This window comes from Bradyrhizobium sediminis, from assembly GCF_018736105.1.
Taxonomy (GTDB): domain Bacteria; phylum Pseudomonadota; class Alphaproteobacteria; order Rhizobiales; family Xanthobacteraceae; genus Bradyrhizobium.
In genome coordinates, this window is sequence record NZ_CP076135.1 from 2,017,975 (window position 1) to 2,033,070 (window position 15,096).

11 protein-coding genes are annotated in these 15,096 nt (G+C 64.3%); 10 read left to right on the top strand and 1 reads right to left on the bottom strand.

Going from position 1 to position 15,096, the window contains the following annotated elements; translation table 11 throughout:
- Positions 1–26: 26 nt before the first annotated feature.
- From KMZ68_RS09650 to KMZ68_RS09690, 9 genes are all read left to right on the top strand, one after another.
- The gene (locus KMZ68_RS09650; protein WP_371741468.1) at positions 27–2,471 is read left to right on the top strand and encodes a circularly permuted type 2 ATP-grasp protein; all 2,445 of its coding nucleotides are present in this window, start codon (positions 27–29) and stop codon (positions 2,469–2,471) included.
- A complete protein-coding gene (locus tag KMZ68_RS09655) occupies positions 2,468–3,346 on the top strand; it encodes a transglutaminase family protein (protein WP_215615547.1) in 879 nt (292 codons plus the stop codon). Before KMZ68_RS09650 ends, KMZ68_RS09655 begins: the two co-directional genes overlap by 4 nt.
- Positions 3,343–4,545, top strand: a complete 1,203-nt coding sequence (locus KMZ68_RS09660; RefSeq protein WP_215615548.1) for an NAD(P)/FAD-dependent oxidoreductase — start codon at positions 3,343–3,345, stop codon at positions 4,543–4,545. Before KMZ68_RS09655 ends, KMZ68_RS09660 begins: the two co-directional genes overlap by 4 nt.
- A gap of 164 nt (positions 4,546–4,709) precedes the next feature.
- The gene (locus KMZ68_RS09665) at positions 4,710–5,132 is read left to right on the top strand and encodes a cache domain-containing protein (protein WP_249779577.1); all 423 of its coding nucleotides are present in this window, start codon (positions 4,710–4,712) and stop codon (positions 5,130–5,132) included.
- Between the two features lie 48 nt (positions 5,133–5,180).
- Positions 5,181–6,881, top strand: a complete 1,701-nt coding sequence (locus tag KMZ68_RS09670) for a methyl-accepting chemotaxis protein (RefSeq protein ID WP_215615550.1) — start codon at positions 5,181–5,183, stop codon at positions 6,879–6,881.
- A gap of 67 nt (positions 6,882–6,948) precedes the next feature.
- Positions 6,949–8,331, top strand: coding sequence for an ethanolamine ammonia-lyase subunit EutB (locus KMZ68_RS09675; protein ID WP_215615551.1), 1,383 nt, complete (start codon positions 6,949–6,951; stop codon positions 8,329–8,331).
- 161 nt (positions 8,332–8,492) lie between these two features.
- The gene (locus KMZ68_RS09680) at positions 8,493–10,079 is read left to right on the top strand and encodes a B12-binding domain-containing radical SAM protein (protein WP_215615552.1); all 1,587 of its coding nucleotides are present in this window, start codon (positions 8,493–8,495) and stop codon (positions 10,077–10,079) included.
- 6 nt (positions 10,080–10,085) lie between these two features.
- Positions 10,086–10,856 (top strand): ethanolamine ammonia-lyase subunit EutC, encoded by a 771-nt coding sequence (gene eutC / locus KMZ68_RS09685; RefSeq protein ID WP_215615553.1) that lies wholly within the window; start codon positions 10,086–10,088, stop codon positions 10,854–10,856.
- A 331-nt stretch (positions 10,857–11,187) separates the two neighbouring features.
- A complete protein-coding gene (locus tag KMZ68_RS09690) occupies positions 11,188–13,536 on the top strand; it encodes an efflux RND transporter permease subunit (protein ID WP_215615554.1) in 2,349 nt (782 codons plus the stop codon).
- A gap of 142 nt (positions 13,537–13,678) precedes the next feature.
- Here KMZ68_RS09690 and KMZ68_RS09695 read toward each other — a convergent pair whose 3' ends face one another.
- Positions 13,679–14,182 (bottom strand): hypothetical protein, encoded by a 504-nt coding sequence (locus KMZ68_RS09695; protein ID WP_215615555.1) that lies wholly within the window; start codon positions 14,180–14,182, stop codon positions 13,679–13,681.
- Between the two features lie 497 nt (positions 14,183–14,679).
- On the opposite strand from KMZ68_RS09695, the gene KMZ68_RS09700 reads away from it, so the two are divergent.
- Positions 14,680–14,916, top strand: a complete 237-nt coding sequence (locus tag KMZ68_RS09700; RefSeq protein ID WP_215615556.1) for a hypothetical protein — start codon at positions 14,680–14,682, stop codon at positions 14,914–14,916.
- Positions 14,917–15,096: the final 180 nt, after the last annotated feature.

Sequence of the window (15,096 nt, forward strand, 5' to 3'; positions counted from 1 at the left end):
CGGCCGATCGGCGCGTGGCGCAGTGGATGCGCGACTATGCCCGCCTGCCGGGAATTCCCGATGAGTATATCGGGCCGGACGGGGCGCCGCGCGCGGTCTGGACCCGGTTCTTCGATGCCTTCGCTGCGCTGACGCCGGGCGATATCGAGCGGCGTTTCGGTTCCGCCGACCGGCATCTGCGGGAAGCCGGCGTGACCTATCGCGCGCCCGGCGAAACCGCCGACCGGCTGTGGCCGCTGAGCCATCTGCCGCTTCTGGTCGACGATGCCGATTGGCAACAACTGAGCGCCGGCATCGCGCAGCGCGCGCAATTGCTGGAGCTGGTGCTGAGCGATCTCTACGGCGAGGGCCGCCTGGTGGCGGAGGGCGCGATACCTGCGGCGGCCATTGCCGGCAGCAACGAATATCTGCGCGCGGTCTGCGGCATCAAACCGCCGGGCGGCCGATACCTCAGCCTGTACGCCGCCGATGTCGGCCGCGGTCCCGACGGCCGCTGGTGGGTGCTGGGCGACCGCACCCAGGCGCCGTCCGGCGCCGGCTACGCGCTGGAAAACCGGCTGGTGCTGTCGCGCGCTTTTGCCTCGCTCTACAAGTCGATGAACGTCGAAAGGGTGGCGCCGTTCTTCGAAGCCTTCCGCGACTCGCTGCGCGCCAGCGCCGACCGCGACGAGCCGCGTATCGGGCTTCTGACGCCCGGCCAGTTCAGCGAAACCTATTTCGAACACGCGACGCTGGCGCGCTATCTCGGATTCCTGCTGGTGGAGGGCGACGACCTCGCCGTCAGCGGCGACCGCGTTCATATCCGCACCGTCGCCGGATTGAAGCGGCTCGACGTGCTGCTGCGTCGGGTCGATTCCAATTCGCTCGATCCGCTGGAGCTCGATGCCTCCTCGCAGCTCGGCGTACCCGGCCTGATCGACGTGCTGCGCAAGGACGGCGTCGTGGTCGCCAACATGCCGGGCTCGGGCGTGATGGAGGCGCGGGCGCTGCTGGGCTTCCTGCCGAGTCTCAGCCGGCGCTTCTTCGGCGAAGATCTGAAGATGCCGCATATCGCGACCTGGTGGTGCGGCCAGAAATCCGCGCGCGAGGAAGTATTGTCGCGGCTCGACGAGTTTGCGATCGAGGGAGCCTATGGCCGCGGCGTTCCCGGTTTCCCGGGCAACGGGCCCGTGCTCGCCAACGAGCTCTCGCCGAGCGAGCGCGAACGGCTGAAGAGCGCGATCGCCGATCGCGGCATCGACTATGTCGGCCAGGAGCTGGTCCGGCTATCGACGACGCCGGTGTGGGACAACGGCCGCCTGACGCCGCGCCCGTTCGTGCTGCGGGTGTTCGCGGCCGCGACGCCCAACGGCTGGGTCATCATGCCCGGCGGCTTCTGCCGGATCGCCGACCAACCTGATGCCCGCGCGGTTTCGATGGGCGACGGCGCGCGGGCGGCGGACGTCTGGGTAGTGTCCGACAAGGCGGTCTCGCCGTCCACCTTGCTGCCGGCGGTCGATACGGTGCGAATCCGGCGCATTGCCGGCGTGGTGCCGAGCCGCGCCGCCGACAATCTGTTCTGGCTCGGCCGCTATCTGGAGCGCGCCGAGGCCACGCTGCGGCTGATACGCGCGCTCGGAACCTCGCAGCGCGATCCGGGCAAGGGGTCGTCGACTGCCCTTCATTCGGTCGAGCGGATTCAGCGGCTGCTGGTGACATGGGGCGCGACGTCGCAGACCGCGCGGTCGCAGTCGGCGAAGATCGCAGCCGAAGCCCTGCAGAGCGAAGAAAGATTCGGTTCGGCCCTGTCGCTGGTGCGATCGGCCCAGCGAACCGCGACGTCACTGCGCGAGCGGCTGTCGCCGGATGCCTGGCAGGTCATCACCGAAATGGCGGAACGCCTCGCCCAAGAGGTTGAAGACGACGACGGCATCGTCAGCGCCGCCGAACTGACGCTGCAGGAACTGGCGAGCTTCGCCGGTCTCGCGCAGGAAAACATGAACCGCGCCGCCGGTTGGCGTTTTCTCGAAATGGGCCGCCGCGCCGAGCGCGCCATCAACACCATGCGTTTCGCGCGCCAGTTCGCCTACGATGAAGCCAGCGGCGAGGACCTCGACGTCCTGCTGACGCTGGTGGACTGCCAGATCACCTATCGCTCGCGCTACCTGGTCGGTCCGCTGCTGGCGCCGGTGCGCGACCTCGTGGTGCTCGATCCCTACAATCCCCGCTCGGTCGCGTTTCAGGTCGCCGCGCTGAACGAGCACATTGCGAGCCTGCCGACCCTGAAGGAGGGAGGATTGATCGAACGGCCGCAGCGGCTCGCCGTCGCCCTGCAGGCGACGCTGACGACGGCGGAGGCCTCCAGCCTCGATACCAAGACGCTGTTCGCGCTGGAGCAGGATCTGCTGACGCTGGCCGATGCCATCGGATTGCATTATTTCCCGCACGGGCCCAATGCGAGCCGGCCCGAAAAGCTGACGGGCCTCGCGTGATCTACGATATCCGTCACGTCACCACCTACTCTTACGAAAGCCCCGTCAGTTTCGCGCGGTGCTCGCTGCGGCTGGAGCCGAGGAACGGCGACGGGCAGGAACTGGTCTCGCACTCCGTCGAGATCAGGCCGCGGCCGGTGGATCGCAACGTGCGGCGCGATTTCTTCGGCACTCATACCGAGAGCATCCTGATCGAAGCCCCGCATCGCACTTTGCGCATCGACTCGCGGTCGCGGGTATCGGTTTCCCGCCAGGCGCCCGGCCGCGCCGCGCCAAGCCCGTCCTGGGAAAGCGTGCGCGATCTCGCATTCGAGTCCACCAGCCTCGGGCCGGCGTCGCCGATCGGTTACGTCTTTGCCAGTTCGCTGGTGCCGGTGCAGCAGCCGGTCACTTCCTACGCGTCACGAAGCTTCCGGGCGGGAAGCGGGATCCTGGCCGGCGCGGTCGACCTGATGCACCGGATCCGCACCGAGTTCAGATACGATTCGAAAGCCACCGTGATCTCGACGCCGCTCAAGGAGGTGTTCGAGAAGCGCCACGGCGTCTGCCAGGATTTCGCCCATGTGATGATCGCCGGGCTGCGCGGCCTCGGCCTGCCGGCCGCTTATGTCAGCGGCTACCTGCGCACCATCCCGCCGCCGGGCAAACCGCGCCTGCAGGGCGCGGACGCGACCCATGCCTGGGTTTCGCTGTGGTGCGGCGAGGGCCTGGGGTGGATCGGCCTCGATCCGACCAACGACATCCTGGTCGAAAACGACCACATCGAACTCGCCATGGGGCGGGATTTTTCCGACGTCTCGCCGGTCGATGGCATCATCGTGGGATCGCGCAAGCAGAAGCTCGCGGTCGCCGTCGATGTGCTGCTGGTGGAATGACACAAGCCCGCCATCCGCACCCGATCGTCCATGACGTCATCATATTGGGGGCGGGCGCCGCGGGCCTGATGTGCGCCGGCGTCGCCGGCCGGCGCGGGCGTTCGGTGCTGGTGCTCGAGCAGGCGCGGCACCCCGGCGAGAAGATCCGCATTTCCGGCGGCGGCCGTTGCAATTTCACCAACCTGCACACAAGCCCGGCCAATTTCCTGTCGGACAATCCGCGCTTTTGCCGTTCGGCGCTGAGCGGCTACACCCAGCACGATTTCATCGCGCTGGTCGAGAGTTACGGCATCGCCTGGCACGAGAAGACCCGCGGCCAATTGTTCTGCGACGGCTCGTCGCGGCAGATTATCGACATGCTCCTGGAGGAGTGCCGCAAGGCCCGTGCGCAGCTGCGGCTGGGAGTGCGGATCTCCGAGGTCTCGAAAGGCGAAGACGGCTTTGCCGTCGTTACCGATCAGGGTGAGTTTCGCTGCCGGTCGCTGGTGGTGGCCACCGGCGGTCCCTCGATTCCGAAAATGGGATCGAGCGGATTCGGCTACAAAATCGCGGAGCAGTTCGGGCTGAAGATCGTGCCGCCGCGACCGGCGCTGGTGCCGTTGACGTTCGATCCGGCGTTGCTGGCGAAATTCAAGGATCTGTCCGGCGTCTCGGTCGACGCCGTCGTCAGTTGCGGCAAGGTGAGCTTCGACGAGGCGCTGCTGTTCACCCATCGCGGGCTGAGCGGGCCGGCGATCCTGCAGATCTCTTCCTATTGGCGCGAAGGCCAGGACATCGTAGTCGACATGGCGCCGGAGATCGATGTGCTGGCCGCGCTGAAAGAGCTGCGCCGCGATCATCCGAAGCAGGAAATGGCCACCGCGCTTTCAGGCTTTGTTCCCAGGCGCCTCGCATCGGTCATTGCCGGCGGGGTCGGAGGCCCGGACCGCCTCGCCGATTTCTCCGACAGGCTTCTCACCGGCGTCGCCGCGGCGGTGCAACGCTGGCACGTCAGGCCTGCGGGCACCGAGGGCTACCGCACCGCGGAGGTGACGCTGGGCGGTGTCGACACGTCAGGACTTTCCTCGAAAACCCTCGAATCCAGATCCGTCCCCGGGCTTTATTTCATCGGCGAGGTCGTCGACGTCACCGGCCATCTCGGCGGCTTCAATTTTCAATGGGCGTGGTCGTCGGGAGTGGCGGCCGGGCGGCACGTCTAGTGGCCGACCCCCGTTGCTCTACTAATAGGCATTTTAACGGATGATTCGCTCTTTTGTGACAATCATTCCGTGTGCGGTGCTTTGACCGCGTCCCAAATCAGTCGATCCGGAGAGATAACGTGAACAATTGGTCAACCAAGTCGCTCGTTACTGGCGTGGCTGCCATGCTCATTTTCGCGGGCGCTGCCGCGGCTGCCGATGGCGCCAACAAGGACGAAGCCGTCGCGATGGTCAAGAAAGCCGTGACCTTCATCAAAGGGCAGGGTGCTGAAAAGGCCTACGCGGAATTCACCGGCAAGGCCGCCGACTTCATCGATCGCGATCTGTACGTCGTCGTCTATCAGCTCGACGGCAAGGTGCTGGCCCACGGTTCCAACGCCAAGTTCGTCGGCAAGGACCTGATCGATGCGCAGGACGTTGACGGCAAGCTCTATGTCAAGGAGCGGGTCGAAATGGCCGCCAAGCAGCCCTCGTTCTGGCAGGACTACAAATTCGTCAATCCGGTGACCAAGAAGGTCGAGCCGAAGCAGATGTACTGCGAGAAGGTGGATAACACGGCTGTGTGTGCGGGTATCTACAAGCTCTGACACGCAACGACCGGCGTTGCCCGGCAATCGTCGCATCGAAGGATTGATATGCTCGGCTGGATCAAGAATATCGGGCTGTCCTGGAAAGTTCAGCTCGCGCCGGCGTTCCTGATCCTGGTCCTGATCGGCGTTGGCGCCTATGCCCTGCAGGCGCTGCGGTCGAACCAGACCGCGGTCGATGCGCTGGTCTCGGGGCCGATGCGGCAATCCGAGCTGGCCAACGAACTCACCACCACGACCTGGATGGCGCATGCCAAGCTGTACCGGCTGGCGGCGACCGCGGCCAATGAAACCGACACCAAGAAGGTTACGGCGATCGCCAAGGAAGCCTCGACTGCCGCCGCGAAGATCTCGGAGGCCTTGAAGGCGGTCGAAAGCGCTCAGGGCGGCGTCAAGTCGGATGGCCTGGAAAAACTGAAAGCCGCCGTCGCGGGCTATCTCAAGCAATCGAAGAACGCCATCGAGATGGCCGACGGCGATGCCGGATCGGCGCTGTTGTTCATCAAGGGCGCCGAGCGGAATTTCGCCGAGATCGAGAAATTGACCGACGATCTGATCACGCGCAGCAGCGACAGCAAGGACCGCGAAATTGCCCGCGCCGGGATGCGGCTCGAGCAGCAGCAGTTGACGCTGATGGCCGTGCTTCTGGTCGTGGCGTTCGCGGGCATCGTCGTTTCGTTCTTCATCGGCCGGAACATTTCCCGCCCGGTGGTCGCGATGTCGAAGGCGATGCGCGAACTCGCGGTCGGCAACTTCGAAGTCCAGTTGCCGGGGCTGGACCGCAGCGACGAAGTCGGGCAGATGGCCCGCGCAGTTGAGGAATTCAAGGTGCAGGCCATTGCCAAGGCCGAACGCGAGACCGCCGAGCGCGAGGAAAAAACCCGCGAACTGGCGGCGGCCCGCCGCGCCGAGCTGCATAACCTGGCCGATCGTTTCGAGACCGCGGTCGGCAATATCATCGAGAACGTCGGTGCCGCATCGAGCGAACTGGAAAATTCCGCCGTCATCCTGACCAAGAGTAGCACCGCAACCCAGGAGCTCTCGACCGTGGTCGCCGCGGCTTCGGAAGAGACCTCGACCAACGTGCAGTCGGTGGCGTCGGCGACCGAGGAAATGGCCAGTTCCGTCAACGAAATCGGACGCCAGGTGACGGATTCCAACCGGATCGCCAACGAGGCGGTCGAGCAGGCGCAGAAGACCGACGCGCGGATCGCGGAATTGTCGCTCGCTGCGAGCCGTATCGGCGACGTCACCCAATTGATCACCACGATCGCGGAGCAGACCAACCTCCTGGCGCTCAACGCCACCATCGAGGCCGCCCGCGCCGGCGAGGCCGGTCGCGGCTTTGCGGTGGTGGCGCAGGAGGTCAAGGCGCTCGCTTCCCAGACCGCCAAGGCCACCAGCGAGATCTCCACCCAGATTGCCGGGATGCAGGCGGCGACGCAGGATTCGGTGGTCGCCATCAAGGAGATCAGCGGCACCATCGGCCGGGTTTCCGAGATTGCCGCGGCGATCGCTGCCGCGATCGAAGAGCAGGGCGCCGCGACCCAGGAAATCGCCCGCAACGTGCAGCAGGCGGCGATCGGCTCCACCCAGGTCGCAACCTCCATTGCCGACGTCAACCGCGGCGCCGGCGATACCGGTTCGGCGTCGGCGCAGGTGCTGGCATCGGCGCAATTGCTTTCCGACGAGAACAAGCGCCTCAAGGCCGAGGTGGTCAAATTCCTCGCCACCGTCCGGGCTGCGTAGAATCCCTTCAGGTGATAGTCTGGTGCGAGGCCGTCCGCGCATTTAGCGGTGATGGCCGGGAGCCGCCATGGTCTATCGCCACGCCATTGATGCCACCAGTTATGTGTTCGAAGACTTGCGCGATCTCCTGGCCAAGGCCACGCCGCCGCGCTCCGGCGACCGCCTCGCGGGGTTGGCCGCCGGCAGCGCCGAGCAGATGATCGCAGCGCGGATCGCGCTGGCAGACGTTCCCCTGAGGCAATTCCTGCAGGAGACCGTCGTTCCCTACGAGGACGATGAAGTCACCCGCCTGATCGTCGATACCCACGATGATGAGGCCTTTGCGGCGATCTCGTCGCTGACGGTCGGCGCGTTGCGCGATTGGCTGCTCTCCGACGCGGCCACCCCCGACGTTCTCGGGAAATTGTCGCGCGGTGTCACGCCGGAGATGGCCGCGGCGGTTTCGAAACTGATGCGCAACCAGGACCTGATCCTGGTGGCGAAGAAATGCGCGGTGACATCGGCCTTCCGCAACACCATCGGCCTGCGCGGACGGATGAGCGTGCGGCTGCAGCCCAATCATCCCTTCGACGACGCCAAGGGCATCACCGCCTCGATCCTCGACGGCCTCCTGCTCGGATCCGGCGACGCCTGTATCGGCATCAACCCGGCCAGCGACGATCCCGCCGTGATCGGCGGGCTGCTACGGTTGCTCGACGACATCATCGCCCGGCTGCAGATTCCCACGCAGGGCTGTGTTCTGACCCACGTGACGACAACGCTCGGATTGATGGAGCAGGGCTTGCCGGTCGATCTGGTGTTCCAGTCGATCGCGGGCACAGAGGCGGCGAACCGGAGTTTTGGCATCGATCTCGCGCTTTTGAGGCAGGCTCACCAGGCGGGACTGTCGCTGCGGCGCGGAACCGTCGGCAACAATTTGATGTATTTTGAAACCGGGCAAGGCTCGGCGCTGTCGGCCAACGCCCATCGCGGCGTCGACCAGCAGACCTGCGAGGCGCGCGCCTACGCGGTGGCCCGCGCCTTCGATCCGCTGCTGGTGAACAGCGTGGTCGGCTTCATCGGCCCGGAATATCTCTATGACGGCAAGGAGATCATCCGCGCCGGGCTCGAGGATCATTTCTGCGGCAAGCTGCTCGGCCTGCCGCTCGGCGTCGACGTCTGTTACACCAACCACGCCGAGGCCGATCAGGACGATATGGACAATCTCCTGACCCTGCTCGCCGCCGCCGGCGTCACCTTCATCATGGGGGTGCCCGGGGCTGACGACGTCATGCTGAACTACCAGTCCACCTCATTCCATGACGCGCTGTATATCCGCGACTTGTTCGGCCTGAAGCGGGCGCCGGAATTCGACGACTGGCTGTTCCGCGCAGGCCTTGCCGATGCCGGCTTTCGGCTGGCCGGCAACACGGGGTCGCTGCCCGATTTTGCGTCGCGCTTGCTGGTCTGAGGCGCCGGAAGCGCCGCCGCCGGGGCCTTTCCCGGCGATCATCAGTCTATCAACAGCTTGAAATGGCTGCCATAATCTTGAGGAAATTGTAGCCCAGCCTCGGTTCGCGTGATTAAACTTGGCGGCCGGCAGGTTTTACGAGCGTTCCCAGAGGAAGTTTGATGAGAGCTCAGGGCATCGAGACGGTTCGGCGCATCCTGTGCGTCTTTCCGCGCTACACGTCTTCTTTCGGCACCTTCGAACACGCCTATCCGCTGACCGACGGCGTCAGCGCCTTCATGCCGCCGCAGGGGCTGCTCCTGATCGCAGCCTACCTCCCGGAGCATTGGCCGGTCCGCTTCATCGACGAGAACATCCGCCCGGCCACCCGGGAAGACTTCGAATGGGCGGAGGCGGTGTTCGTCAGCGGCATGCACATCCAGCGCCAGCAGATGAACGACATCTGCCGCCGGGCCCACGCGTTCGATCTTGCCGTTGCCATCGGCGGACCGTCGGTGAGCGCCTGCCCGGATTACTATCCGTCCTTCGATTATCTCCATGTCGGCGAATTGGGTGATGCGACCAACGAGCTGCTGGCGCGGCTGGCGCGCGATCCGTCGCGCCCCGAACAGCAGGTGGTCCTGAAGACCGCCGATCGCATCGACATGAGCGAGTTTCCGATACCGGCCTATGAGCTTGCCGAGACCCGGAAGTATTTCCTGGGCAGTATCCAGTATTCGAGCGGCTGTCCGTATCAGTGCGAATTCTGCGACATCCCGGGTCTCTACGGCCGCAATCCGCGCCTCAAGACGCCGCAGCAGATTATCGCCGAGCTCGACAAGTTGCGCGAATGCGGAATGACCGACACGGTGTATTTCGTCGATGACAATTTCATCGGCAACCGCAAGGCGGCGCTGGATCTCTTGCCGCATCTGGTCGAGTGGCAGAAGAAGACCGGCTACATCACGCGGCTTGCCTGCGAGGCGACGCTCAACATCGCCAAGCGGCCGGAGATCCTCGAGCTGATGCGCGAGGCTTTCTTCGTCACCGTGTTTTGCGGCATCGAGACTCCCGATCCCGACGCGCTGAAGGCGATGCACAAGGACCACAACATGATGGTCCCGATCCTGGAGGGCATCCGTACCATCAACTCCTACGGCATCGAGGTCGTCTCCGGCATCATCATGGGTCTCGATACCGACAAGCCCGAGACCCCCGATGCGCTGCTCGCTTTCGTCGAGGAATCTCGGATTCCGCTCTTGACCATCAATCTGTTGCAGGCATTGCCGAAGACGCCGCTGTGGGATCGGCTGGAGCGTGAAAACCGGCTGATCGATGATGACAGCCGCGACTCCAATGTCGATTTCCTGTTGCCTTACGAGCAAGTGGTCAGTTCGTGGCGCCGGTGCATGGAAGTGGCCTATGAGCCCGAGAGGCTGTTCGCGCGCTACCAGCATCAATGCGATTACACCTATGCCAACCGGCTGAAGGTGCCGGTCAGCCCGGAGATGAGGAGCTGGGCCAATATCAGGCGCGGCCTGATCATGCTGCGCAATCTGTTCTGGAAAGTCGGCGTGCTCGGCGACTACAGGAAGGTGTTCTGGAAATTTGCGCTGGGCCGGCTGCGGCGCGGCGATTTCGAGGGCCTGATCGGTTCGGCGATGATCGCCCATCACCTGATCAAGTTCGCGCGCGCGGCGTCGGTCGGTCAGCAGAACGCGTCGAATTATTCGATCCGCCTGCGCGAGGCGTCGGTCCCTGCCGAGTAACCGGAGATGACAACGCCGCCGCCGTCCCGCTCGCTGCAGCGTCTGCGCGACCTTACTCCCGCGCGGGTCGGGCTTGGCCGGGCCGGCGCCAGCCTGCCCACCGGGGCTCTGCTTGAATTCACGCTTGCTCACGCCCGAGCCCGCGACGCCGTCCATGCCGCTTTCGATGGGTCCGCTCTGATCTCGGGCCTCGACGGCCTCGGCCTCCAGGCCCTCGCCGTATCCAGCTGCGCACGCGAGCGCACGGACTATCTCCGCCGTCCGGACCTCGGGCGAAAGCTCGATCAGGCCTCGAGGCAACTGCTGGCGGGCCGCAATGCCGGGCCGTGCCGGCTTGCCATCGTGGTTGGCGATGGCCTGTCGCCAGCGGCCGTCAATGCGCATGCGGTCGCGCTGGTCCGCAACCTCATGCCGCGGCTGGCCGGGGAGCGGATCGAGATCGGTCATGCCGTGGTCGCCTCCGGTGCGCGGGTTGCCCTGGGCGATGAGATCGGCGCCATGCTCGGGGCGCGCATGGTAGCCGTGCTGATCGGCGAGCGGCCGGGCCTGTCCGCGCCCGACAGTCTCGGGGTCTATCTGACCTTCGCGCCGCGACCTGGCATTACCGATGCCGAGCGCAACTGCGTCTCCAACATCCACGGCGCAGGGCTCGGTTACGACGAGGCCGCGTTCAGGATTGCGTGGCTGATCCGCGAGGGCCTGGCGCGAGGGGTAACCGGCGTCGCATTGAAGGATGAGAGCGGCGGCCCGATACCTCAGCGCATCGCGACCGATTGATCCGGCATGGCGAATCCGGGTGTCGCGGGGCAATATCCGCGGCATCCGCGTCGATTCGGCGTTTTTTTGTGTGCGCTTGCGAGGGGCGGGCAAGACCTGCTACACCTCGCGCGGCTAATTTATCGCATGTTTTCAAGGGCTAGCGCCGATCGGACGTGGCCGATCCAGTCTCATTCGCACCTCACGAATTTCCGCTATAGCGTTTTCGGGCGAAGTGGGCACCGGTTCGCGCAAAGAAAACGCGTCAAAATATAAGAGACCAGAGCCCGGTTCTGATTCAATCAGAATCGGGCTCTAGACAGATTGAGCCGATGTGAGAACTGGACAGGGCATGCTCGAACGAAACACTGTCGACCCGGATGCGAAGAAATCGGAGCAGCGGCCGATGAGCATCGCCTTCGGGCTGGAGCGTCTCGGCCTGATTGCCATCCGCACGCCCGTGCTGTCCTGCATCATTCTGTTCGCGATGGTGATCGGCGCGGTGTTCGGCATCGAGCGCATCAAGATCGACGATTCGCTCAGCCAGCTGTTCCGTTCCAACACCAGGGAATACCGGCAATACGAGGAAGTCACCAAGCGCTTCCCCTCGACCGAATTCGACGTGCTGGTCGTGGTCGAGGGCAAGACCCTGCTCAAGCGCGACAACCTGGAAAAGATCCGCGACCTGGTCACGGATCTGCAACTCGTCGACGGCACCCGCGGCCTGATCTCGCTGTTCTCGGCGCGCCAGGCGCCGGCGCCGGGCAAGCTGCCCGCGGCGCTGTTCCCGTCCGATCTGCCGCAGGGCGCCGACTACGACAAGTTCATCGAAACCGTCAAGACCAACGAGATCATTCGCGGCAAACTGTTGTCGGAAGACGGCACGCTGGCGCTGATCGTGCTCTCGCTGGAGCCTTCGATCGTCGGCAACAACAAGCTGAAGACCACGGTCGGCGAAATCCGCAAGATCATGGCCGACGATCTCGCGGATTCCGGGCTCAGCAAGGAGCTGTCGGGCGTCCCGGTCATGCAACTCGAAATCCGCAACGCGGTGGAACGCGACGGCCTGATCTACAACGTCGCCGGCATCCTGGCGGGCTGCCTGATCGCGATCCTGTTCTTCCGCAAGGTGTCGTTCATGATCGTTGCGGCGTTCCCGCCGCTGCTCGCCATTCTGTTGTCGCTCGGCATCCTCGGCTGGGCCGGCTTCAGCCTCAATATGTTCCTCAACGTGATGACCCCGCTCATCATGGTGATCAGTTTCTCCGATTCGATGCAGCTGACATTCGCCGCGCGCGACCGGCTGCTGGCCGGCGAAGACCGCTTCTCCGCATTCCGCAACGCCGTCCTGGTGGTCGGGCCGGCCTGCGTGCTGACGCATGCGACCGCCGGAATCTCGTTCCTGGCGCTGCAGTTCTCGGATTCGGATTTGATCCGCACCTTCGGCGAAGCCGGCCTTGCGGCGACGATCATCGCGCTGCTCGCGGTGCTGTCGCTGGTGCCGGTGTTCGGGGTGCTGCTGGTCCGCAACGAGCAGGTGTTTGCCGCCAAGTTCCAGTCGGCCGACGCCGGCGTCAACGCGCTACGCGCTTTCTGCTACTGGATCGCGGTGCGCATGGTCGGCCGGCCCGGGCTGTTCAGCCTGATCGCGGTGATCTTTGTCGGCGGCCTGGCCGTGATCTATGCCAACCTCGAACCGCGCTACCGGCTGGCTGATCAGGTGCCGGACAAGCAGCAGGCGGTGGCGGCCAGCGGGCGCCTCGACGCCAAGCTGACCGGCGCCAATCCGATCGACGTCCTGATCGAATTCCCCAAGGGCGCGTCGCTGTATGCGCCGGAGACCTTGCAGACCATCGCGGACGTTCATTCGATGGTGGAAACGCAGGCCGGTGTCGGCAACGTCTGGTCGCTGGAGACATTGCGCCGCTGGCTCGCCGAGAAGGCCGGCAGTTCCGACGTTGCGACGCTGAAGGAATATGTCAGCGTGATTCCCGAGCACCTGGTCCGCCGCTTCATTTCGGCCGATCAGGATGCGGTGGTGGTCTCGGGCAGGGTGCCGGACCTCGATTCCAGCGCGATCCTGCCGGTGGTCGAGAAGCTCGACGGCGCCCTGGATGCCGTCCGCAAGAAGCATCCGGGCTACGAGGTCGCCGTCACCGGCCTGTCCGCGATCGCCGCGCGCAACAGCGCCAATATGATCGACAAGCTCAACCGCGGGCTGACCATCGAATTCGTGCTGGTCGCCGTCTTCATCGGTCTTGCGTTCCGGTCGTGGGTCGTGATGTTTGCCTGCATCCTGCCCGGCATCTTTCCGGTGGTGCTGTCCGGCACGGTGCTGTGGGCGCTGGGGGAGGGGCTGCAATTCGCCAGCGTGGTGGCGCTGACGGTGTCGTTCGGCCTCGGCCTCAGCGCCACGATTCACTTCCTCAACCGGCTGCGGCTCGAGACCACGCCGGATGTCGACCCGGCGTTCGCGGTCGAGCGGGCGACCGTGCTGGTCGGTCCGGCGCTGATCCTGACCACGGTGGTGCTGGCCTGCGGACTGGTGGTGACGGTGTTTTCCGATCTGCCGTCGCTGCGCCTGTTCGGCTGGCTCAGCGCTTTCGCGATGGTCGCGGCGCTGGTCGCGGATCTCTTCATCCTGCGGCCGACGGCGATGTGGCTGATCAACATGTCGCAGCGGCTTCGCCGCACTTCTTGACGTTTTCGAGCGAAAGCCGGCCCCGCACTTGATGCGGGGAAGAAACTGCGTCGGAGCAAAAGACCAGAGCCCGGTTCTGATTCAATCAGAACCGGGCTCCTGGTCGCGTGAACCGGCAGAGCGAACGGGAAAAGAGTCGGCGTCAGCCGCCCTTCGCCATCGTGATGTTGACGCCCCTGATCTCGCCCTTGGAACTGATCTGCACCGTCTGCCTGTTGCCGCGAGTTCGCAATGTCACGGTGGCGGCAAATCCCGAAGCCTCGACGAACACCTCGATCTCGCCACCGCCCGCCGTGCCCTGCAGATTGCCGAAAATATTCCGGCTGGCTTCGCTCCAGTTACCGGAAATGCGGTCACCCTGGCTCGTCACGTCGGTACTCAAGTCGAATTTGTAGCTATCGCTGGCGCAACGGAGAGTCTGCTTCAGACCGAGTCCGGTGCCGTTGACATTGTAGCTGGCCTTGCATCGGATGCGCTCGGTCGTTCCGTCGGAAAGTGCTACGGTGCCGTTGCCGGACCACGATCCGGTAAAACCGGTAAATGGCCCCGACTGAGCATGGCCCGCCGACACCGACAGCATGAGCGCGGCGCCTACACCGGCGGCCTTGAGCGCCTGCCCGAATAACCTGGAACCAAACAGCTTCATATCAAGTTTTCCCATTCAAATTGACGTTCTCATATCAGAGCCGTCTCGCCGCATCGAAGACTTAGTGTCGCCGCAGTGTGTTAGGTTCAAATGACGGACCTGCCGCTGCGATTGGCCGGCCGCCATCGTGGGTCGGCGCCGGCAAAATACACAAACCTGATAACGCTGCGAACCGCATTTTGCGTTCGGCGAAATCAAAAAGCTGCAGATATCGCCGGGATTCGCAGCGAAACATGTAGCTATCCGCCGCACTCTCCTGCAACAGTCAATAGCGAAAAATGCGAGTCGATAAATAGTCTTTAGATATCAAATGGTTAAGTAAATGGCCGGTTTCCTTGCGGGGAACCGTGTCAGGAATCGGGGCGCCGCAAATTTGGCCGCATTTACCAGTGCTTCTGCGCGCTCGATGCTGCAGTTCGCTGCGCCTGCAATCCGCATCCCGAAAAGCCGTGCGCCATCCGGGATCGGAATCCCTACTGCCAGAATGAAGGAAGATGATGCGTAAATTTTTCTTTGCACTCACGCTCTTGTCGGTATCGGTTTCCACCGGCGCCATCGCCCAGCAGCAGCGCAGCGGCACGGCGGAAGAACAGGCGGCCTGTTCGCGCGACGTGCAGCGCTACTGCCGTCCGGTGATCGACCAGGGCGATTTCACCATCCTGGCGTGCCTTCAGCAGAACCGTCCCAAGCTGACCGCGGCGTGCAATCAGGTGCTGAAAAACCACGGCCAATGAAGCGGCGCTCGACGGCGGCAATCGCCGCCGCAGGCGGTTAACGGGCCTCATTCCGAAGTGTCAGGAATCTGCGAGAAATCGCAGACAGCATTGGTTTTAGCGTCGTATTCCCCTATATGGGGTTCGCGATCACTGCGCATGAGCCGGGCCAGCCGGCGCGTGCGTCGTCACCATGCCCAG

Excerpts from the sequence above, each read along its gene's own strand:
- KMZ68_RS09670 (WP_215615550.1), top strand. The coding sequence starts at position 5,181 with ATGCTCGGCTGGATCAAGAATATCGGGCTGTCCTGGAAAGTTCAGCTC.
- KMZ68_RS09650 (WP_371741468.1), top strand. The coding sequence starts at position 27 with ATGCGCGACTATGCCCGCCTGCCGGGAATTCCCGATGAGTATATCGGG.
- eutC (WP_215615553.1), top strand. The coding sequence starts at position 10,086 with ATGACAACGCCGCCGCCGTCCCGCTCGCTGCAGCGTCTGCGCGACCTT.
- KMZ68_RS09690 (WP_215615554.1), top strand. The coding sequence starts at position 11,188 with ATGCTCGAACGAAACACTGTCGACCCGGATGCGAAGAAATCGGAGCAG.
- KMZ68_RS09665 (WP_249779577.1), top strand. The coding sequence starts at position 4,710 with ATGCTCATTTTCGCGGGCGCTGCCGCGGCTGCCGATGGCGCCAACAAG.
- KMZ68_RS09695 (WP_215615555.1), bottom strand. The coding sequence starts at position 14,182 with ATGAAGCTGTTTGGTTCCAGGTTATTCGGGCAGGCGCTCAAGGCCGCC.
- KMZ68_RS09680 (WP_215615552.1), top strand. The coding sequence starts at position 8,493 with ATGAGAGCTCAGGGCATCGAGACGGTTCGGCGCATCCTGTGCGTCTTT.
- KMZ68_RS09675 (WP_215615551.1), top strand. The coding sequence starts at position 6,949 with ATGGTCTATCGCCACGCCATTGATGCCACCAGTTATGTGTTCGAAGAC.
- KMZ68_RS09700 (WP_215615556.1), top strand. The coding sequence starts at position 14,680 with ATGCGTAAATTTTTCTTTGCACTCACGCTCTTGTCGGTATCGGTTTCC.
- KMZ68_RS09660 (WP_215615548.1), top strand. The coding sequence starts at position 3,343 with ATGACACAAGCCCGCCATCCGCACCCGATCGTCCATGACGTCATCATA.